The organism is Gilvibacter sp. (assembly GCF_013214815.1).
Lineage (GTDB): Bacteria > Bacteroidota > Bacteroidia > Flavobacteriales > Flavobacteriaceae > Gilvibacter.
Map to the genome: position 1 here is coordinate 53254 of NZ_JABSPU010000007.1, position 21725 is coordinate 74978.

Here is a 21725-nt window from a genome sequence, read left to right on the forward strand (position 1 = left end):
ATATGGCATCGAACAAGAAATACTGGAAAAGTGTTGAGGAGCTGAAAGATCACAGCCCTATTCTTGAGACGCTACGACAAAACGAATTCGTTGAACAGATTCCAACTGATGAGTTCCTTGGGGACGAGCAGACCATGGAGAATTCTTCGACTTCTAGACGTGACTTCTTAAAGTTTGTTGGATTCTCTACAGCTGCAGCTACCTTGGCTGCCTGTGAAGGTCCAGTAATCAAATCTATTCCTTACGTAAACGCTCCTGATGAGATTGTCCCTGGAGTAGCGAACTACTATGCGACCACCATTGCAGACGGTTTTGATTTTGCAAACGTATTGATCAAGACTCGTGAAGGGCGTCCTATTAAAGTAGAATCTAACGATATGGCCATGCACAACGGGAGCGTAAACGCCCGTGTACATGCTTCTGTGTTGTCTATGTATGACACACAGCGTTTGGCTGGGCCAATGATCGGGGGAGAAGCAGCTTCTTGGGCCGACTTTGACAGCCAAATGGCCGCTAAGCTAAACGGAATGGCTGGAAAGGAAGTTGTTCTTTTGACACAGACCTTTGCAAGCCCTTCTACTTCCAAACTGATCGCTGAGTTCACTGCAAAGTATCCTAACGTAAAGCACGTTGTTTATGATTCAGTATCGAGCTCAGAGGCTTTGGATGCCTTCCAAAACAAATTCGGGGTTCGCGCCTTAGCAGATTACGATTTCTCTAAAGCAGAGGTGATCGTTTCTGTTGGAGCTGATATTCTAGGTGACTGGCAAGGTGGCGGATACGATTCTGGATATTCTGCCGGACGTGTTCCAAAGAACGGGAAAATGTCTCGTCACATTCAGTTTGAATCAAACATGACCTTATCTGGTGCTAACGCCGACAAGCGTGTTGCTGTTAAGCCATCAGAACTTAAAAAGATAATGAACGCATTGAACGGCGGATCTACTTCTGGTCTTTCAGACAAAGTAGCAGAAGCTGTGAAAAATGCAAAAGCACAATTAAACGCTGCCGGTGCAAACGGAGTAGTGGTTTGTGGTGCTGAGGATGTAGCTTGCCAAGCTATGGTGTTGGAAATGAATGCCAACTCTGTAGTAATGGATGCTGCTAAGCCTCGAATGGTACGTCAGGGAAATAAAGCTGAGGTGCTTAAAGTAATGAACGGCGTGATGAGCGGTTCTGTAAAAGGACTTATCGCCGTAGGTGTGGATCCGGTTTATGCTTTCCCAGGGAAAGGATTTGTTGAGGCCTTCGCCAACCTTGAATTGAGTGCAACCTTTGCCATGAAAGCTAACGCTACTGCTGCGGCTTCTCAGTTCGTAGGTGCTACTCCACATTATTTAGAGTCTTGGGGTGATGCGCAAATCAAGAAGGGATACTTCAGTTTGCAGCAGCCAACCATCAGACCATTATTTGACACGCGTTCTTTCCAAGATACCCTATTGGCTTGGATGGAGAGTGATCAAACCTATTACGATTATATTAAGGACACTTGGGCGTCTATCCTTGGAGGATCTTCTTGGAACCAAGCGCTTCAAGATGGTGTCTTTATGAGCGATGCTGAAGTAGCTATGGACGTAGCTGGTTCAGAGAACGTAGATACAACTTTAGAAGATGCTACTTCTAACGGAGCTCAAGATGGAGCTTCCAGCGGAATGGAACTTCTTTTATATACCAACACTGCAATTGGTGATGGACGTCAGGCAAACAACCCTTGGTTGCAAGAAATGCCAGATCCGATCACTCGTGCATCTTGGGATAACTACTTAACCATGTCTGCAGCCGATGCTGCGGCCAAAGGGATCATCAACGAGAATGTTGCTAACGGTGCTTTGAACGGTTCTTACGCCAAAGTAACTGTAGGTGATGTTACTCTTGAAAAGGTACCTGTGTACATCCAGCCAGGACAAGCAAAAGGTACTGTTGGACTTGCTTTAGGTTACGGGCAAACCAACGCCATTCAAAAAGAAATGCAAACCGGTGTAAATGCTTATGCACTTTACAACGGATTCAACTTGATGCAAGCAGGTGTTCAGGTGGAGAAAACCTCTGGAGATCACGAATTTGCTTGTGTACAGTTGCACAATACTATGATGGGTCGCGATATTATTCGCGAGACCACCTTAGATGTATATAAGGACAAAGACGTTCACTATTGGAACCCAATTCCAGAAGTATCTAAGGATCACCAGGAAATTCCTGTGACTTCTCCAGATGCTGACCTTTGGGATCCGTTTGATCGTTCTGTCGGTCACCACTTCAATATGTCTATTGACCTGAACGCTTGTACAGGTTGTGGGGCTTGTGTGATCGCTTGTCATGCAGAAAATAACGTACCAGTAGTAGGTAAATCAGAAGTACGTCGCAGCCGCGATATGCACTGGTTGAGAATTGACCGTTACTACTCGTCAGAAGAAAACTTTGCAGCAGATACTCAGAAGAAAGACGATATGTCTGGACTCTTTGGAGACAATGGTTCTCTTGGAGGATTCCTAGAAATGGAAGATCCATCAGAGAATCCGCAAGTGGCCTTTATGCCAGTTATGTGTCAGCACTGTAACCACGCTCCTTGTGAGACGGTGTGTCCAGTAGCTGCATCTTCTCACGGTCGTCAAGGTCAAAACCACATGGCTTATAACCGTTGTGTGGGTACGCGTTACTGTGCAAACAACTGTCCTTATAAAGTACGTCGCTTCAACTGGTTCTTGTACAACGAGAATGACGAGTTCAACTACCACATGAACAACGACCTTGGTCGTATGGTATTGAACCCAGACGTTGTAGTGCGTTCTCGCGGGGTTATGGAGAAATGTTCTATGTGTATCCAAATGACACAGAAGACTATTCTTGATGCTAAGCGCGACGGACGTCCTGTTAAAGACGGTGAATTCCAAACTGCTTGTTCTAACGCATGTTCTGCAGGAGCAATCACCTTTGGAGATATCAACGATCACGACAGTGAGATCTACAAGAAGAAAAAAGACAGTCGTATGTATCACCTACTAGAAGCTGTAGGTACAGAGCCAAACGTGATGTACCAGACTAAGGTGAGAAATACTAAAGAATCGTAACTACTAAATAATTTTAGCAAAGGATATGGCATCGCATTACGAAGCACCCATTAGAAGACCTTTAGTAACAGGTAACAAAACATACAGTGACGTCACTCGTGACGTAGCTGCGCCTGTTGAAGGTACTGCCAATAAGCAATGGTGGATAGTTTTTTCCATTGCACTGGTTGCATTTTTATGGGGAATAGGATGTATCGTTTACACCGTCTCAACAGGGGTTGGAACTTGGGGTCTTAACAAGACCGTAGGTTGGGCCTGGGATATCACCAACTTCGTTTGGTGGGTAGGTATTGGTCACGCGGGAACACTGATCTCTGCGGTACTACTCTTATTCCGTCAGAAATGGAGAATGGCAATTAACCGATCTGCAGAGGCGATGACGATCTTCTCGGTAATTCAGGCTGGTTTATTCCCAATTATTCACATGGGACGTCCTTGGTTGGCTTACTGGGTATTGCCGATCCCGAACCAATTTGGTTCGCTGTGGGTAAACTTTAACTCACCGCTACTTTGGGACGTATTCGCGATCTCTACCTATTTATCGGTTTCCTTGGTATTCTGGTGGACTGGACTTTTACCTGACTTCGCGATGATCCGCGATAGAGCGATCACTCCTTTTACTAAAAGAATTTACAGCATCCTTTCCTTTGGATGGTCTGGACGCGCTAAAGACTGGCAGCGATTTGAAGAAGTATCTTTGGTATTGGCCGGTTTGGCAACACCACTTGTACTTTCTGTACACACCATTGTATCCTTTGACTTTGCTACTTCGGTAATTCCTGGATGGCACACCACGATCTTCCCACCGTACTTCGTTGCTGGGGCGATCTTCTCTGGATTCGCGATGGTAAACACCCTACTGATCATTATGCGTAAGGTGTCTAATTTGGAGAACTACATTACTATTCAGCACATCGAGCTTATGAACATTGTGATCATGATCACCGGTTCTATCGTAGGTGTAGCTTACATCACTGAGCTTTTCATTGCTTGGTACTCTGGAGTTGAATACGAACAGTACGCATTCCTCAACCGTGCAACCGGACCTTACTGGTGGGCATATTGGGCAATGATGACCTGTAACGTGTTCTCACCACAGTTCATGTGGTTCCCAAAACTTAGAAGAAGCATTATGTTCTCTTTCTTCATCTCGATCGTGGTAAACATCGGAATGTGGTTTGAGCGTTTCGTGATCATCGTAACTTCATTGCACCGTGACTACTTGCCATCATCATGGACCATGTTCTCACCAACCTTTGTAGATATCGGGATCTTCATCGGAACCATTGGATTCTTCTTTGTATTGTTCTTACTATACGCAAGAACCTTCCCAGTAATTGCACAAGCAGAGGTGAAGTCGATCCTCAAATCATCTGGAGATCGCTACAAGAACCTAAGAGCTGAGCAAGGTGATGATGCTCCGCATTACACCATGCCAGATACAGCAGCTACTCAAGTAGAAGCAGTTCCTGCAGCAGACTTATCTGAAGAAGATAAGGCAGCAGGTATCAGCACCTTGATGAGCAAACTCGGAAGCTTTAATCCTGATACGGACACTGCAGATGATTTGAAGAAAATCTCTGGAGTTGGACCTAAAATGGAAGGAAAATTACACGAACTCGGTATCTACACTTTTGATCAAGTTAGTAAGATGACCGATGCAGAATATGACCTATTAGACAGCATTATTGGCGAGTTCCCAGGCCGTGCTAAGCGCGACGACTGGGCTGGTCAAGCTAACGAACTTAAAAATCAATAACGGATGGCTTCAAAAGTAATTCACGCACTTTACACTGACGACGACATTCTGCTGAATGCCGTTAAGGAGACCCGTAAGGCACACTATCACATTGAGGAAGTGTACACCCCTTTCCCAGTTCACGGACTAGAGAAAGCAATGGGCCTTGCTGATACGCGACTTGCCATCTGTGCTTTCATGTATGGATTGGTTGGACTGTCTGTAGCAGTTACGATGATGAACTTCATCATGATTGAAGATTGGCCACAAAACATTGGTGGTAAGCCAAGTTTTAGCTATATCGAGAACATGCCGGCCTTTGTACCAATCATGTTTGAATTGACGGTATTCTTTGCAGCGCACCTTATGGTAATTACCTTTTATATGCGCTCTAAGCTTTGGCCGTTCAAGAAAGCAGAAAATCCAGATTTGCGCACCACAGATGATCACTTCTTGATGGAAGTGGATCTAGGAGGACACAGCGAAGAGGAAGTCTCTAAGTTCTTATCAGGAACTGGAGCGACAGAACTTAAAATAGTAGAAAAGGAATCAGACCACTAGACCTATGAAGCGTTTATTAAACCTATCCTTAATTTTTGCAGCGGCATTGTCGTTGGTGGGTTGTTTTGACGAAAGCAAACCAAACTACCAGTACATGCCCAATATGTACGAGCCTGTAGGTTATGAGACCTATGGCGAGTACGAGATCTTTGAAAACGAGCAAGAGGCTATGCTTCCGGTTGACGGTACCATTCCACGTGGTTGGATGCCGTATGACTATCCGAACACCTTAGAAGGAAAAGAGATGGCATCTGCAGAGCTTACTAACCCGCATCCAGTGACTCAAGAGAACTTGGACAAAGGAAAAGAGCTTTATGACATTTACTGTGCGGTATGTCACGGAACCAAAGGTGATGGTCAAGGTATCCTTATGAAAAATGAAGTATTCCTAGGAATTCCTTCTTACGCAGACCGTGTGGTAACAGACGGAAACGTTTATCACGTGATGATGTACGGATTGAACTCTATGGGATCATACGCTTCTCAAACCAATGAGTTGGAGCGCTGGCAGATCACCATGCACGTAAGAAACCTTACAGCAGCCCTAACGGGTGGGGAGCCATTAACTGTGGTAGAACCAATGGAAGATGCGATGGATTCTATGGATGCAATGAGTGACGAAACTCATGCAGACGATTCTCACGATTCAACAGACGAAGCACATTAATAATAGACAAAAGAGATATTTACGATATGTATACGCTACCTAACAAACTAAAACTTTTCGCTATTATTTTTATGGTGGTTGGTGCCTTGGGTATGATTGGAGGTTTCCTTGCGGTTCCTTCAAATGTAGAAGAGGTAAAGACCATGATGGCCAGTCACGATGACGGTCATGGCGGAGGTCATGGAGATGCTACTGCTGCTCACGGAGGAGATCACGGCGCTGCCGGAGCTCACGGTGAGGAAGGTGCTCATTCGGGTGATGCCCACTACGAGCACGTTTTAGGTCAGTTGCAAAACCGTCCATGGGCGGCTGTTTATGTTGCAGCTTTCTTCTTTATGATGATTGCACTTGGAGCATTGGCCTTTTACGCGATACAATATGCAGCACAAGCTGGTTGGTCTCCTGTACTCTTTAGAGTGATGGAAGGAATCACCGCTTATCTGCCAGTAGGAACAGTTATTTTGTTTGTACTGCTATTGCTTTCTGCTTTACATTTCAATCACCTTTTCCACTGGATGGATGGTGATCTAGTAAATCCAGATAGCGACAAATTTGACAAGATCATAGCTGGAAAATCTGGTTTCTTGAATACACCTTTCTTCTTGATCCGCGCAGGAATCTTCATCTTAGGATGGAATCTTTACCGTGCGATTTCTAGAAAGTACTCTTTGAAATTGGACGAGACTAATGATCCAGCATACTTTAAGAAGCTATTTAAATTCTCTGCTGGTTTCCTAGTGTTCTTCATCGTGACAGAATCGATGATGTCTTGGGACTGGATCATGAGTTTTGACCCACACTGGTTCTCTACCTTATTTGGATGGTATGTGTTTGCGGGTATGATGGTTTGTGCCATTACCGTGATCGCTATGATAACCATGGTGCTAAAATCTCAAGGTTACTTAGAGTTTGTAAACGACAGTCACATTCACGATTTGGCCAAGTTTATGTTCGGATTCAGTATTTTCTGGACCTACCTATGGTTCTCTCAGTTCATGCTGATCTGGTACTCAAACATTCCGGAAGAGGTAACGTACTTTGTTACAAGAATTGAAGATTTCAACCTCTTGTTCTTTGGAATGGTTGCGATGAACTTTGTGTTCCCGCTTCTTATCCTTATGAACAGCGATTACAAACGAGTTAACTTGTTTGTGATCATGGCAGGTATTATTATCCTGGCGGGTCACTACATTGATGTATTTGTTATGGTTATGCCATCAGCAGTAGGTACATCATGGTATATCGGAATGCCAGAGATCGGAGCTATGATGTTCTTCTTTGGGTTGTTCGTCTTTGTAGTGTTTACTGCATTGACAAAAGCGCCGTTATTGGCCAAGGCTAACCCATTATTGAAAGAAAGTAAACAGTTCCATTATTAATAAGTAAACTATAAAAGAAGAGTTATAACGATGACCGCATTTTTATACTTAGTAGTAATCATCCTTTTCGCTGTCAGTGTATGGCAGATGAGCAAGATCCTTTCCATGTCTAAAGCAGGAGAGGACAGTAGCACTTCTCAGATCGCTAATGATAAAGACAACAAGATCAACGGTAAGTTGATGTTGGGCTTTGTAATCTTTATCTATGTATTGGCGTTCATTTCATTCTACAAATGGTCTGATGTATTGCTTCCGGACTCTGCTTCAGAGCACGGAGTTGACATTGACCAACTATGGTTGATCTCCATGATCATCATCTTCATTGTAGGGATTATCACCCAGTGGTTGTTGCACTATTTTGCATTCAAGTACAGTGGTAAAAAAGGACAACGCGCTACTTTTTATGCAGATAATGACCGTTTGGAATTTATCTGGACCGTTATTCCAGTTATCGTATTGGCGGGATTGATCATCTACGGATTGTTCACCTGGTCTGACATTATGAATGTCGACACAGAAGACGATCCAATAGTGATTGAGCTTTATGCTTACCAGTTTGACTGGCGTGCCCGTTATGCCGGCGATGATAACATTCTAGGAGACGCTAACGTTCGCCTTATTGAAGGAGTGAACCAGTTAGGGCTTGACGCTTCCGATCCGGATGCACAGGATGATATCGTTGTTAATGAATTACACCTGCCAGTAGGCAGAAAGATCCTCTTTAAAATGCGCTCTCAGGACGTATTACACTCGGCCTATATGCCGCATTTTAGAGCTCAAATGAACTGTGTGCCAGGTATGGTTACCCAGTTTTCGTTTACTCCTACCAAGACCACCGAGGAGATGCGTTTAGACGATGAAATCATTGCGAAGGTTGAGCATATCAACTCGATTCGCTCTGAAAAGAACGTAGCTCGTGCAATTGCAGGCGATGAGCCTTTAGAGTTGTATGAGTTTGATTATTTATTGCTATGTAACAAGATCTGTGGTAACACGCATTACAACATGCAGATGAAGATCGTAGTTGAGACGGAAGACGAATTCAATGAATGGCTTTCGACTCAAGACAACTTCGCCACAACTATGAAAAATTAAAAAAGAATTTTTACAGGTATGTCAGCACAAGGATACGCACACCCGGTCACACATGATGAGCACGAACATCATCACAAAGAAACCTTTATAACCAAGTACATCTTCAGTACGGATCACAAGATGATCTCTAAGCAGTACTTGATTACAGGGCTGTTTATGGGAATCATTGGTATTGCAATGTCATTGATCTTCCGTTTGCAGTTGGCTTGGCCAGATAAACAATTCACCATTTATGAAGTACTTCTTGGTAAATGGGGAGAGGACGGAATTATGGACCCCTCTGTATACTTAGCATTAGTTACGATCCACGGTACCATCATGGTATTCTTCGTACTAACGGCTGGGTTGAGTGGTACATTCTCTAACCTGTTGATTCCATTACAGATCGGAGCCCGAGATATGGCCTCCGGATTCCTGAACATGGTTTCTTATTGGTTGTTCTTCCTATCCAGTATCATCATGGTAATGTCTCTATTTGTAGAAGCTGGACCAGCATCTGCAGGTTGGACTGTATACCCACCGCTTTCTGCTTTGCCTCAGGCCATTCCAGGTTCTGGTGCGGGGATGACTTTATGGTTGGTGTCCATGACAATCTTTATCGCTTCCTCACTATTAGGTTCACTGAACTATATCGTAACGGTACTTAACTTGAGAACTAAAGGTATGTCAATGACGCGTTTGCCATTGACCATCTGGGCGTTCTTTGTAACTGCGATCATCGGTGTTATCTCTTTCCCAGTATTACTTTCTGCTGGACTTATGATGGTGATGGACAGAAGCTTCGGAACTTCATTCTTCCTTTCGGATATCTATATAGCAGGAGAGGTGTTACACAATCAAGGAGGTTCTCCAGTATTGTTTGAGCACTTGTTCTGGTTCCTAGGACACCCGGAAGTATATATCGTATTACTACCGGCTTTAGGTATTACGTCGGAAGTAATTGCGACCAACGCTCGTAAACCGATCTTCGGTTATCGCGCCATGGTTGCCTCGATTTTGGCTATCGCATTCTTATCAACGATTGTATGGGGTCACCACATGTTTATCTCAGGGATGAATCCATTCCTAGGATCGGTATTTACCTTTACAACCTTGCTTATCGCGATTCCATCCGCAGTGAAAGCATTTAACTATATAACGACCCTCTGGAAGGGTAATTTGCAGCTCAACCCGGCGATGCTGTTCTCCATTGGATTAGTCTCTACCTTCATCACTGGAGGTTTGACAGGTATCATCTTGGGTGACTCTGCACTAGATATTAACGTACACGATACTTACTTTGTGGTAGCTCACTTCCACTTGGTAATGGGTATCTCTGCGCTTTACGGACTCTTTGCTGGGGTTTACCACTGGTTCCCTAAGATGTTCGAAGGCCGCATGATGAACAAGAACTTGGGTTATGTCCACTTCTGGATTACCGCAATTGGAGCTTATGGGGTATTCTTCCCGATGCACTTTATCGGTATGGCTGGACTACCAAGACGTTATTACACCAACTCCGCCTTCCCATACTTTGATGACTTGGCAGATGTGAACGTAGTGATCTCCATCTTCGCCTTCATCACTGGAGCAGCGCAGTTGGTATTCTTGTACAACTTTATCCACTCTATGTTCTACGGTAAGAAAGGACCTAAGAACCCGTGGAACTCTAACACACTAGAATGGACTGCAGAAGTGAAGCACATTCACGGTAACTGGGATGGACCAATTCCAGAAGTACACCGTTGGGCTTACGATTACAGTAAACTGAACAAAGACGAATCAGATTACGTGATCCCAGGGCAGGACTTCGTGCCGCAGCACATTCCACTTCAAGACAATGAAGAAGAAATGAATCACTAAGACAGTATCCTTAGTAATCTTAAAACCCTTCCTCACCGGAAGGGTTTTTTGTTATATTTATCCTCCTTCAACCAACTAACCCAACATTATGGAGACCGCCAAAAAAGGGCTGGGCTACTATTTTAAGCTCCTCGGCGAAGCTGTAAAGGGCAGTCAACAAGACTTTACAACCGGCAGTATTCGCAAAGCGATCTTCATGCTTTCTGTACCTATGGTATTGGAAATGATGATGGAATCTATCTTCTTTTTGGTAGATGCCTATTTTGTTTCTAGTCTAGGTGCTAACGCCATCGCCACGGTTGGATTAACCGAATCTGTACTCACTTTGGTCTATGCCATTGCCATAGGACTCAGTATGGGTGTTACGGCTATTGTAGCTCGTCGGATCGGAGAAAAGCAAGTAGAAGGAGCGCGCAGAACTGCCGTGCAAGCCATCATGTCAGGGGTGCTCGTTGCCGCGCTTATCAGTGTAATTGGAATACTGTTCCCTAAAGATATTTTAAGGCTGATGGGCGGTGCGCCAGACTTGGTAGAAGAAGGCTACCGATTCACGCAGATCCTCTTGGGTGGTAACGTCGCCATCATGCTGCTGTTTTTGATCAATGCGGTCTTTAGAGGAGCCGGAGATGCTGCTGTTGCTATGCGTGTACTGATCTTTTCCAATGTCTTGAATATTATTTTGGATCCGTTGTTGATCTTTGGTTGGGGACCTGTTCCTGGCTTTGGGGTGCAAGGGGCTGCCATTGCCACCACCATTGGCCGCGGGAGCGCGGTAATCTTTCAGCTGTTAATTCTCTTCTACGGATGGAGCAGAATAAAGGTTGGTTTCAAAGACATTTTAATACGCGGTTCTGAGATGATCAATTTGGTCAAGGTTTCTCTAGGCGGAATCGGGCAATTCATTATTGGTACTTCCAGTTGGGTATTCCTGATGCGGATCATGGCCGAGTTTGGTGCAGAAGTTCTTGCGGGTTACACCATAGCAATTCGCGTATTGATGTTTACGCTCATGCCTTCTTGGGGAATGAGTAATGCTGCTGCGACCTTGGTAGGTCAAAACTTAGGAGCTGGTAATCCGGATAGGGCAGCTAAATCTGTTTGGAAGACCGGAAAGTACAATGCCATCTTTATGGTCTTTGTTTCTATCTTCTATCTGATCTTTGCGGAGTGGATCCTAAAGATTTTTAGCGATGATCCCGAAGTGATTTCTAATGGTGCCTTAAGTCTACGCATTATAGCTTCAGGTTACGTATGCTATGCCTATGGAATGGTGGTCATTCAAGCCTTTAATGGGGCAGGAGATACTCAAACTCCAACGATCATCAACTTCTTTTGTTTCTGGTTGTTTCAATTGCCTTTTGCCTATGCCGCAGCACTTTATTTTGAAATGGGCCCTTTAGGTGTATTGTTAGCTATAACGCTGGCGGAGGTCTTGATTGCCGCGGTGGGAATCATTTGGTTCCGAAAAGGAAAGTGGAAGCAAGTAAAAGTCTAGAGATACAACCAGTAGGTCAACTTCAAATTGATGGTTCTAAAGCGCGGTGCAAAAACGTCATCGGTAAAATAATTGTCGTTATACACCAAGAACAGATCCGACAGTGGAGCAAAGCGCCATTGCAGACGGGAGTTGATCCCTAAATTCCCTTGATTAGAATTGTATTGAATAAAGGTGGCCCAAAAGAGCGATTTGTTAAAGGTCACATCAATACGCGGTCCAATAAGCCAAAGCTCATTGTCCGAATAAGGCTCCGGCAGGCTGATCCTGTCATAACGACCTTCAGCAGATAGCGTTAAATATGGTTGTAAACGCAGATTTAAATCCAGACGCTGGGTGTAGATCGACCCGTTAAAAAATCCCCCAAAAGTACTCCTCACATTGAAGAAAAAGGACTTTCTGCTGTCTGATCGGTATTCAACGTCAAAGGAGGTGTATCTGTATTCAGTGTCTGCAGGCAGCGGTACGCCATCAGCTAATGAAGGATCAAATTCATTGAATAGATAGACATACTGATTCCGCATGGTTGCCTGAATGTTCGAGGTATTCTTCAGCTCAGCTTCCCAACGGGAGATCAAGAAGTAATCTGCGAGTTGGAAATCCAGCTTAGGTCGCCAAATAACAACGGGCGTAAAACTAAAGATATGCCGGTTGATAAAACCTTTCTTAGGGAATATTAAATGCTCAATTTGCGGATTGATCTTAAAGATGTCTTTTCGTCTAACGAATCCAAGGTCAGAATTAAAGTCTTCCCCAACAAAAACACCGCTGGCTCTTACACGCCATCTGCGGCTGTTGTATTGCAGTCGAGCTCCAGCCGAGTAATTGTCATTGCCTGTATTGCGTTTAAAAGAGGTGTGCGTAAAGAACTTCCCACTCCAGCTGTTGTCTGCGTTGGCCAAATTGTAATCCAAGCCCGCTACGCTATTGTATTCCTCACCGGGCTCCAAGAATGGTTCATTTCCTGTAGCTACTCTATTGATAAAGATCGCGCTGATGTTGGAGCGACTAAACACCCGATGCTGCAGAGCGATAACGGTATTGTTGTTTCCAGAGATCTCATTAGCCTCATCCGCGGTAGTCTGCATATTGAGCAAACCAACTCTAAAGTCGTTGTTCACCTTACCACTCAAACGCACACCGGCAATAATATCGTTTTGAATGATGTTATCATCAATATCGCGTGCAATTCCAATCCGTCTGGAGAAGAATGGGTTGGCATCTCGGGCGTCTCCAAAATCAGCAAAGAGGTCGTTATTCTCAATAAAGAATTGTCGGCGCTCGGGTAGATTCACCTCAAAACGCGATAGGTTGGTCACCTGCTGATCCACTTCCACCTGAGAGAAGTCAGGATTAATGGTCACGTCCAAATTCAAGCTGTTCCAAAGCGTGAAACGGGCATCCCCACCGACTTTAAATTCGTTAAAGGAATCGTCTAAATCGTAATCCTTACCCACCAAACCATTTACATAAGGAATGATAGAAATTGGACTCTTTGAATTGCCTAAGGGTTTTTCAAAGATCATATCGCCCATATAGGCCAAATTGAAAATAAACTGGTTCTGCGGGATTCTGATCCAAGTAGTACGTTCATTATCTTGAGTATCGAACATATAGGAATTAAAACGCCAACGCGTTTCTCCTTCGTTGTATTTAAATGCCGAAAGCGGAATGGCCCATTCACAAATGTAATAGCCGTCGTATTTTTTAGTCTCTCCGACCCATTTGGTATCCCAACTCGTGGTAAATCCGCGGAGTTCCGTACCTCCACCAGATACCAAAGCTTCGCGCAAAACTCCTTCCGGGTTGGAGCCGAACAAAAAGGCATTGACCCCGTCATTAAAGGTGTCAAACATCAGGGTGATATTATCACTTCCTCCAGCTCTAAAGTCACGTCTTAGTGAAGGGACAATATAATCGTCTCCAATGGCTTCTACTTTGATTCCCACATAGAGTTTGCGGTCATCAAACATAAACTTGATCTCTGTTTGGTTGCGGGCTTGAATGCTGTCGGTTGGGAAATACTGCCAGAAGTTGGTAGCTGGCTCCGCAGTTTGCCAAGCAGGCTCATCCAGCATGGCGTCTACGGTGATTTCTTCGGAGATGTATTTGACCGTGACGTCCTTGGTTTGGGCCACGGATTGAAATACGGTCAAAAGCGCGATGTAAGTGGTAATTAGGTTACTTCGCATGTTAATGGTCGGTTGCTGAGCGAAATTACCAAAATATATTCCCTAAAACTGAGGCATTAACGTTCCTTTGTGATTTCAAATTAAGACCTCTGCCACGTGCATCGCAAAACCCAAGTTCGTATATTTGTTATATGAACGAGCACCTGGACCCAAGCGGGGAACATTTTACTCCAGAAGAACAAGATGTAGAACGCAAATTGCGGCCGCTGGCCTTTGATGATTTTACGGGTCAATCTCAGGTACTTGACAACTTAAAGATCTTTGTTGAGGCAGCGAATCTTAGAGATGAAGCCTTAGACCACACCTTATTTCACGGACCTCCAGGACTCGGTAAAACCACCCTTGCCCACATTTTGGCCAATGAGTTGGACGTGAGCATAACAGTGACTTCTGGTCCCGTTCTGGACAATCCAGGAGATCTAGCCGGACTGCTGACCAATCTCGATGAGCGCGATGTGCTATTTATAGACGAGATTCACCGTCTGAGTCCTATAGTAGAAGAGTATCTCTATTCTGCCATGGAGGATTATAAGATCGATATCATGATCGAGACTGGTCCCAATGCGCGAACAGTGCAGATCAATTTGAATCCTTTTACCCTTGTTGGGGCGACCACACGTTCGGGATTGCTTACGGCTCCAATGCGGGCGCGATTTGGTATTTCTTCTCGCTTGGAATACTACAAAACGGAATTGCTTACCACCATTATTGAGCGTAGTGCAGGTATTTTAAAAGTGCCAATCACTATGGAAGCTGCAATAGAGATCGCAGGACGCAGTCGTGGAACACCGCGAATTGCTAACGCGCTATTGCGTCGTGTTCGTGACTTTGCGCAAATTAAAGGCAACGGTACCATCGATATTAAAATCGCCAAATACGCCTTAGAAGCTTTGAACGTTGATGCGCATGGCTTGGATGAAATGGACAATAAGATTCTGGCCACCATCATTGATAAATTCAAAGGTGGTCCGGTGGGGATAACCACTTTAGCCACGGCAGTATCAGAATCCGGAGAAACCATTGAAGAGGTCTACGAGCCTTTTTTGATCCAACAAGGATTCATTGTGAGAACACCGCGAGGGCGTGAAGTCACAGAGGCAGCATACAAACATTTGGGCCGGGTGCGCGGCGCTACACAAGGCGGATTATTTTGATGGATCAAACCGGCCTTAAAGAGTTTCCAACCGTGAGCTTCTTAAGATTCTTAAGGCATGCTTCTAATATTGTAAAGAATCCACTCCCGTTTCACAATGCAAACTTCAAGCGATTGGGAGATTCCTTTGAGCTTAAGATAGGGCCAAAGGCAACCGTTATATTTTCTAAGAATGCAGAATATTTGAGGTATACGCTGCAAAAGAACCAACGCAACTATACGAAGAGTAAAATTCAAACCAAGGATCTAGCGAAGTACGTCGGTCGCGGCTTGTTGACCGCAGAGGGTGACCATTGGCAGCGCCAGCGCAAACTCATCCAACCCGCTTTTCACAAAAAGCAACTGCAGTATTTATTAGATACTATGCAGATGGTCATTGGCAAAGAGCTCCAAAACATCCAATTGGATCAGGCGGCTGACATCCACAATGTGTTCAATGATCTCGCGTTTCAAACAGTGATAAAGACTTTATTTAGTGGCGGAGTCAGTCCAGAACAAATTGCTAAACTGCAGCGCACCACAGAAGAAGCCCAGCAAATGATGGTCAAAGAGTTGCGACAACCCTTTTTAGTTTGGTGGTTTAAAAGCAGTGGGAAGATTCAAAAACATTTAGACGCTGTTGGTGAAGCACGCGAAATGTTGAAAGATCTTGTGAATCAACGTCGTGAAAGTGGAAAGCGCTATGACGATCTGCTGGATATGTTGCTGGATGCGCGATATGAGGATGGAACAGAAATCGCTGAGCAGCAACTCATCGATGAGATCTTGATCCTTTTTGTGGCTGGGCATGAAACGACATCCAATGCTTTGACCTTTACCTGTGAGCTTTTAGCAAGACATCCAGAGGCATTACAAAAAGTACAACAGGAAGCCAAGCAACTAAATAGCTCCGGAAAAGATATCATGAGTATGCTCAAAGGAGCCGCGTATATTCAACAAGTGCTGCAAGAATCCATGCGTCTGTATCCTCCGGCCTATTTTATAGATCGCGTGAATTATCAGGAAGATCAATTGGGTGAATACCGCTTGCCCAAAGATTCCACCGTTTTGTTCTCTGTTTACGAGATGCATCGCTCTGAGGCTTATTGGGAACGTCCTTTGGAGTTTGATCCAGACCGATTCGATCCGCAGCAACCCAGACAACACAGTGATTACTACTTTCCTTTTGGGGCAGGTCCAAGGATGTGTATAGGAAATAACTTCGCCATGTATGAGATGATCTTGGCAATGATCCAACTCTTTAGTCAGTATACCATTGAACACAAAAAGTCGCCCATAGATATCAGGCCGCTCATCACTTTAAAACCAAAAGATGCTATCTTAGTATTTCGAGCATCTTAGATTGGACAACAAGCAAAACACATACGCCGATATTATAAAAACCCATGCTGAACGATTGGGTTTTTTGAGTTGTGGTATTAGCAGGGCTGAATTTCTTGAGGCCGAGGCGCCTCGCTTGGAAAAATGGCTTCGTGATGGCATGCACGGTCAGATGGCCTATATGGAGAACCATTTTGACAAACGTTTGGATCCAACGCTTTTAGTGCCTGGTGCTAAAAGTGTGGTTTCGTTATTGTACAATTATTATCCCGACGAGCAGCAGCGAGAGGATTCCTTTAAGATCTCCAAATACGCCTATGGGGAAGACTATCATTATGTAGTCAAAGATAAACTCAAGGAGTTAATGCACTGCATCCATGAGGAGATTGGAGCCGTTGATGGTCGCGTCTTTGTGGATTCTGCGCCAGTTCTGGATAAGGCCTGGGCAGCAAAGAGCGGTTTAGGTTGGATTGGAAAGCACAGCAACCTGCTCAGCAAGAAAACAGGAAGTTTCTTTTTTGTAGCTGAATTGATCATTGACTTGGACTTGACCTATGATCATCCGGTTACCGATCACTGCGGATCTTGTACGGCCTGTATAGATGCCTGTCCTACTCAGGCTATAATTAAACCCTACGTGGTGGACGGAAGCAAATGCATTTCCTATGCCACCATTGAACTCAAAGATTCCATCCCTGGTGATTTCTCAGGGCAAATGGATGATTGGATGTTTGGCTGTGATGTGTGTCAAGACGTCTGCCCGTGGAACCGTTTTAGTAAGGCTCACAATGAACCGAGGTTTAAGCCCAAACCTCAATTGCTTCAAAACGATAGAGCGGCTTGGCAAGAACTCACTGAGGAAGTCTTTGGTGAAATTTTCAAGAAAAGCGCTGTAAAACGTACCAAGTTTTCAGGACTGATGCGGAACATCGCGTTTTTAAGAGCGCATGGATCGCGTAAATAGTTCAAAAATCCCTTCAATTTCAACGTTTTTGCTTGCAGTATTGGTAAATTTGCAACTTCATTTTTAATGTAAAAACCCCCTGGGATGAGTAAAGCCACAAAGCGTCAAGAAGCGCTCGACTACCACGCCAAACCACAACCCGGTAAAATAGAAGTAATCCCCACTAAGAAGTACAGCACCCAACGCGATCTGTCGTTGGCCTACTCACCAGGAGTAGCTGAACCTTGTTTGGAGATTGAAAAGGATAAAGCCAACAACTACAAATACACCAACAAAGGGAATTTAGTTGCAGTGATCTCTAACGGAACTGCAGTTCTTGGGCTTGGAAATATTGGTCCGGAGGCTTCCAAGCCGGTGATGGAAGGGAAAGGCTTACTCTTTAAGATCTTTGCGGGGATTGACGTTTTTGATATTGAAATTGATACCGAGAACATCGATGAATTCATCGATACGGTTAAACGCATTGCGCCGACTTTTGGTGGGATCAACTTAGAAGACATTAAGGCTCCAGAAGCCTTTGAAATCGAGACGCGCCTCAAACAGGAGTTGGATATCCCGATCATGCATGACGATCAGCATGGGACCGCGATCATTTCAACGGCGGCTTTATTGAATGCTCTGGAGATAGCAAAAAAGGAGATCGGTGAAGTACGAGTGGTGATCTCAGGAGCAGGTGCTGCTGCGGTTAGTTGCACTCGTATGTACATAGCTTGCGGTGTGAAGCCCGAAAATATTGTGATGCTGGACTCCAAAGGGGTTATTCGACAAGATCGCGATGGGCTTAGCAAAGAGAAGCAGGAGTTCGCGACCGCTCGCAAGATCGATACTTTAGATGAGGCGCTTGTAGATGCCGATGTTTTTGTAGGCTTATCCATTGGGAACATTGTGAGTCCAGAAATGCTGCAAAGCATGGCGGCAAAGCCGATCGTATTTGCCTTGGCCAATCCGGATCCAGAGATCGCTTATGATCTGGCCTGTAAAACTAGAGATGACATCATCATGGCTACGGGGCGTAGTGACCATCCGAATCAGGTTAACAACGTACTTGGGTTTCCGTTCATCTTTAGAGGAGCCTTGGATGTTCGCGCTACCAAGATCAATGAAGAAATGAAAATGGCAGCGGCTTTAGCCTTAGCCGAACTCACCAAGCAACCCGTTCCCGAACAGGTGAATATCGCTTATGGAGAGACCCGTTTAAACTTTGGAAAAGACTACATCATTCCAAAGCCTTTTGATCCAAGACTTATCACAGCAATTCCTCCGGCTGTAGCGAAGGCTGCTATAGAAAGCGGAGTAGCAACGGCACCAATAGATGATTGGCAGGCCTATGAAGATGAATTGTTGGCTCGAATGGGGAACGATAACAAGATTACGCGATTGTTATTGAATCGCGCGCGGACCAATCCGAAGAAAATCGTCTTTGCAGAGGCCGATCACTTGGACGTATTGAAAGCGGCGCAAATCGTGTTTGAAGAAGGTATCGCTACACCGATCCTTTTAGGGCGAAAGGCAACGATCAAAGATTTGATGGCTGAGATTGGATTCGAGGCGGAGGTGGATATCATTGACCCAAAGGCCGATGACGCTCTACCACTTTTAAAAGCGTACGCCAAAACCTTTTGGCAAAAGCGACGCAGAAACGGAATCACGCTTTACGATGCGGAGAAGCTTATGCGAGAACGCAACTATTTTGCTTGTATGATGGTCAATGAAGGAGATGCGGAAGGTTTGATCTCGGGATATTCCAGAGCATACTCCTCGGTAGTGCGCCCGGTAATTGAAACCATTGGCCGTTTTGATGGGGTGGACAAAGTGGCTACCACCAACTTGATGTTGACCAAACGAGGACCCCTTTTTATCTCAGACACAGCGATCAATATTGATCCGTCTGCAGAAGATCTGGCTAAGATTGCACATATGACTGCGTACACCATGAAAATGTTTGGGGTCAACCCAACCATGGCAATGGTGTCTTATAACAACTTTGGATCTTCCAAACATCCATCCTCAGAAAAGGTGAGAAAAGCTGTAGAGATCTTACACAGAGATGTGCCACAACTTTGCGTGGATGGTGGTCTGCAAACAGACTTTGCTTTGAATGCGGAAATGCGAGGAGATAAGTATCCGTTCACTAAGTTGGGCAAGAAAAAAGTGAATGCTTTGGTCTTTCCAAATCTAGATGCCGCGAATAGCAATTACAAGTTGCTCAAAGAATTTGACGGAGCCGATTCTATTGGTCCTATCATGCTCGGTTTGAAGAAACCAGCGCACATCTTACAATTGGGAGCTACCGTGGATGAAATTGTCAATATGGTGGCTGTGGTTGTTATCGATGCTCAGCAAAAGGAAAAGCGGGCAAAAGAGCAGGTTGTAAAGTAGTCCAAAACCCCTGTTTTTTTAACGGAAATTCGCGCTAGTCCATGTGAATAATTATGCTATATTTGGGTTTTTATCAGAGTTAGCGAATGATCACCCACTTAAAGGGAAGACTAGTAGAAAAATCCCCTACCTCCGTTGTTGTGGAATGCAACGGTGTAGGCTATGAGGCTCATATCTCACTACACACATTTTCTTTACTCCCTGAATCGGAAAATGTAAAGATCTACACCCATTTGTTGGTGCGAGAAGATTCGCATACGCTCTACGGATTTTTCGAACCTTCGGAACGCGAAATCTTCAAACTTTTGATCTCTGTTTCTGGTGTTGGAGCCAGTACGGCAAGAACCATGCTGTCCTCGCTGCCGCCTAAACAAGTTCAGGAAGCCATTGCCACAGGTAACGTTGCGGTTATCCAAGGCGTTAAAGGAATTGGCGCAAAAACGGCACAACGTGTCATCCTGGATTTGAAGGACAAGATCCTGAAAGTGTTTGCAATGGAAGATGTTTCGGACTTTTCGAGCAATACGAATAGAGATGAAGCGTTATCTGCTTTAGAGACTCTTGGTTTTAGTCGGAAACAGACCGATAAGGTGCTGTCCAAGATCGTCCAAGAGGATCCGAATGCGAGCGTTGAATCCATCATCAAACTAGCTTTAAAAAACTTATAACAATTGAACAGGGAAAATTACCGCAAGGCACGGCTGCTTAAGGGCCTGATATTCCTTTTTAGCATACTAACCACCGCGACCTCACTGGCACAAGACCCATCGGAGACTGTTACGGACTCTACAAAAACGGGCTTTGTCATGGGACGTATGGAGTTACCCACCAATAGTGTGGAAGACTCATACACTTACGACCCAATTACAGATCGTTACATCTACACGCAAAAGGTTGGTTCTTTTAATATCACCTATCCAACAATCCTTACTCCAGAAGAATATCACGATTTGGTGCTGCAAGAGTCTATGCGTGATTATTTCAAAACCAAGATTGACGCGGCCGACGGTAAAAAAGAAGGTTCAGAAGAGGACCAAAAGAATTTATTGCCCAACTTTTATGTGAACTCAAACTTTTTTGAGACCGTATTTGGAGGGAACACCATTGAAGTAATTCCACAGGGTTCGATAGAGATGGATCTCGGACTCCTGTTCACTAAACAAGACAATCCTGCTTTCTCGCCGAGAAACAGAAGCAATCTCACCTTTGATTTTGACCAGCGAATTTCCCTGAGCTTGTTAGGTAAGGTAGGTAAGCGTCTGCAAGTGACTGCGAATTACGACACGGAATCAACCTTTGATTTCCAGAATCAGATCAAGTTGGAATACACTCCAACAGAAGATGACATTGTTCGTAAGATCGAGGTGGGTAACGTTGCCTTGCCGCTAAATACTAGTTTAATCACTGGGGCGCAATCGCTCTTTGGTGTGAAAACCGAATTGCAATTTGGAAAGACGCGAATCACCGGAGTTTTCTCAGAACAGCAATCGGAGACTAGAACCGTAGTCGCAGAGGGTGGCGCCACGGTTACCGACTTTGAGATCTTTGCCTTGGATTATGATGAAGATCGTCACTTCTTCCTTTCGCAATACTTTAGAGATCGATACGACGCCAACTTAGAGCAGTATCCGTTCATCAATACACAGATTCAAATTACGCGTGCAGAAGTTTGGGTAACCAACCGTACGCAGAATACAGAAAACGTAAGAAATATTGTTGCGCTTCAGGATCTGGGAGAATCTGATCCGGACAAGATCGGTTTACTGACCGTGCCTCCTAGCTTTATCAATGCGGGTCCAACGGCATTTCCAGACAACTCCAATAACGATTTCAACCCTTTTGGAATTAACGGTCCGGAGGAGAGTATCTTAA

Annotated in this window: 15 protein-coding genes; 14 read left to right on the top strand and 1 reads right to left on the bottom strand. The window is 44.6% G+C overall.

Annotated elements, in window-relative coordinates:
• Window positions 1-2 precede the first annotated feature (2 nt).
• From HRT75_RS02855 to HRT75_RS02890, 8 genes are all read left to right on the top strand, one after another.
• Window positions 3-3068: a TAT-variant-translocated molybdopterin oxidoreductase gene (locus HRT75_RS02855; protein ID WP_291182495.1), complete on the top strand. Its 3066-nt coding sequence runs from the start codon at window positions 3-5 to the stop codon at window positions 3066-3068.
• Window positions 3069-3093: 25 nt separating this feature from the next.
• A complete protein-coding gene (gene nrfD, locus HRT75_RS02860; RefSeq protein WP_291182496.1) occupies window positions 3094-4827 on the top strand; it encodes an NrfD/PsrC family molybdoenzyme membrane anchor subunit in 1734 nt (577 codons plus the stop codon).
• A 3-nt stretch (window positions 4828-4830) separates the two neighbouring features.
• Window positions 4831-5367 (top strand): DUF3341 domain-containing protein, encoded by a 537-nt coding sequence (locus tag HRT75_RS02865; protein WP_291182497.1) that lies wholly within the window; start codon window positions 4831-4833, stop codon window positions 5365-5367.
• 4 nt (window positions 5368-5371) lie between these two features.
• Window positions 5372-6034: a cytochrome c gene (locus HRT75_RS02870; RefSeq protein ID WP_291182498.1), complete on the top strand. Its 663-nt coding sequence runs from the start codon at window positions 5372-5374 to the stop codon at window positions 6032-6034.
• A gap of 26 nt (window positions 6035-6060) precedes the next feature.
• Entirely contained in the window at window positions 6061-7413 is a 1353-nt protein-coding gene (locus HRT75_RS02875; protein ID WP_291182499.1) for a quinol:cytochrome C oxidoreductase, read from the top strand.
• Between the two features lie 30 nt (window positions 7414-7443).
• Window positions 7444-8508 carry a cytochrome c oxidase subunit II gene (locus HRT75_RS02880; RefSeq protein WP_291182500.1) on the top strand — a complete coding sequence of 355 codons (1065 nt, stop codon included), beginning with the start codon at window positions 7444-7446 and terminating at the stop codon, window positions 8506-8508.
• An 18-nt stretch (window positions 8509-8526) separates the two neighbouring features.
• On the top strand, window positions 8527-10350 hold the full coding sequence (locus HRT75_RS02885; protein WP_291182501.1) for a cbb3-type cytochrome c oxidase subunit I: 1824 nt from the start codon (window positions 8527-8529) through the stop codon (window positions 10348-10350).
• An 88-nt stretch (window positions 10351-10438) separates the two neighbouring features.
• On the top strand, window positions 10439-11845 hold the full coding sequence (locus HRT75_RS02890; protein WP_291182502.1) for an MATE family efflux transporter: 1407 nt from the start codon (window positions 10439-10441) through the stop codon (window positions 11843-11845).
• On the opposite strand, the gene HRT75_RS02895 is transcribed toward HRT75_RS02890, so the two are convergent.
• Window positions 11842-14037, bottom strand: coding sequence for a DUF5916 domain-containing protein (locus HRT75_RS02895; RefSeq protein WP_291182503.1), 2196 nt, complete (start codon window positions 14035-14037; stop codon window positions 11842-11844). The two genes, HRT75_RS02890 and HRT75_RS02895, sit on opposite strands and share 4 nt — an antisense overlap.
• 131 nt (window positions 14038-14168) lie before the next feature.
• Here HRT75_RS02895 and ruvB point away from each other — a divergent pair, with 131 nt between their 5' ends.
• The 6 genes from ruvB to sprA all read left to right on the top strand — a co-directional run.
• Complete coding sequence (ruvB, locus tag HRT75_RS02900) at window positions 14169-15191, top strand: Holliday junction branch migration DNA helicase RuvB (RefSeq protein ID WP_291182504.1); 1023 nt, start codon at window positions 14169-14171, stop codon at window positions 15189-15191.
• On the top strand, window positions 15191-16531 hold the full coding sequence (locus HRT75_RS02905) for a cytochrome P450 (protein WP_291182505.1): 1341 nt from the start codon (window positions 15191-15193) through the stop codon (window positions 16529-16531). The genes ruvB and HRT75_RS02905 overlap by 1 nt, the downstream gene beginning before the upstream one ends.
• A gap of 1 nt (window position 16532) precedes the next feature.
• The gene (gene queG / locus HRT75_RS02910) at window positions 16533-17474 is read left to right on the top strand and encodes a tRNA epoxyqueuosine(34) reductase QueG (protein WP_291182506.1); all 942 of its coding nucleotides are present in this window, start codon (window positions 16533-16535) and stop codon (window positions 17472-17474) included.
• A gap of 84 nt (window positions 17475-17558) precedes the next feature.
• Window positions 17559-19853, top strand: a complete 2295-nt coding sequence (locus HRT75_RS02915) for an NADP-dependent malic enzyme (RefSeq protein ID WP_291182507.1) — start codon at window positions 17559-17561, stop codon at window positions 19851-19853.
• An 86-nt stretch (window positions 19854-19939) separates the two neighbouring features.
• Entirely contained in the window at window positions 19940-20521 is a 582-nt protein-coding gene (gene ruvA, locus HRT75_RS02920) for a Holliday junction branch migration protein RuvA (RefSeq protein ID WP_291182508.1), read from the top strand.
• 3 nt (window positions 20522-20524) lie between these two features.
• Window positions 20525-21725, top strand: a 1201-nt coding sequence (gene sprA, locus HRT75_RS02925; RefSeq protein ID WP_291182510.1) for a cell surface protein SprA, incomplete at its 3' end; no start/stop codon positions are given.

Coding starts and splice junctions, on each gene's coding strand:
- HRT75_RS02915 (WP_291182507.1), top strand. CDS start 17,559: ATGAGTAAAGCCACAAAGCGTCAAGAAGCGCTCGACTACCACGCCAAA.
- HRT75_RS02885 (WP_291182501.1), top strand. CDS start 8,527: ATGTCAGCACAAGGATACGCACACCCGGTCACACATGATGAGCACGAA.
- HRT75_RS02880 (WP_291182500.1), top strand. CDS start 7,444: ATGACCGCATTTTTATACTTAGTAGTAATCATCCTTTTCGCTGTCAGT.
- HRT75_RS02855 (WP_291182495.1), top strand. CDS start 3: ATGGCATCGAACAAGAAATACTGGAAAAGTGTTGAGGAGCTGAAAGAT.
- nrfD (WP_291182496.1), top strand. CDS start 3,094: ATGGCATCGCATTACGAAGCACCCATTAGAAGACCTTTAGTAACAGGT.
- HRT75_RS02865 (WP_291182497.1), top strand. CDS start 4,831: ATGGCTTCAAAAGTAATTCACGCACTTTACACTGACGACGACATTCTG.
- ruvA (WP_291182508.1), top strand. CDS start 19,940: ATGATCACCCACTTAAAGGGAAGACTAGTAGAAAAATCCCCTACCTCC.
- HRT75_RS02890 (WP_291182502.1), top strand. CDS start 10,439: ATGGAGACCGCCAAAAAAGGGCTGGGCTACTATTTTAAGCTCCTCGGC.
- HRT75_RS02895 (WP_291182503.1), bottom strand. CDS start 14,037: ATGCGAAGTAACCTAATTACCACTTACATCGCGCTTTTGACCGTATTT.
- HRT75_RS02905 (WP_291182505.1), top strand. CDS start 15,191: ATGGATCAAACCGGCCTTAAAGAGTTTCCAACCGTGAGCTTCTTAAGA.
- HRT75_RS02875 (WP_291182499.1), top strand. CDS start 6,061: ATGTATACGCTACCTAACAAACTAAAACTTTTCGCTATTATTTTTATG.
- HRT75_RS02870 (WP_291182498.1), top strand. CDS start 5,372: ATGAAGCGTTTATTAAACCTATCCTTAATTTTTGCAGCGGCATTGTCG.
- ruvB (WP_291182504.1), top strand. CDS start 14,169: ATGAACGAGCACCTGGACCCAAGCGGGGAACATTTTACTCCAGAAGAA.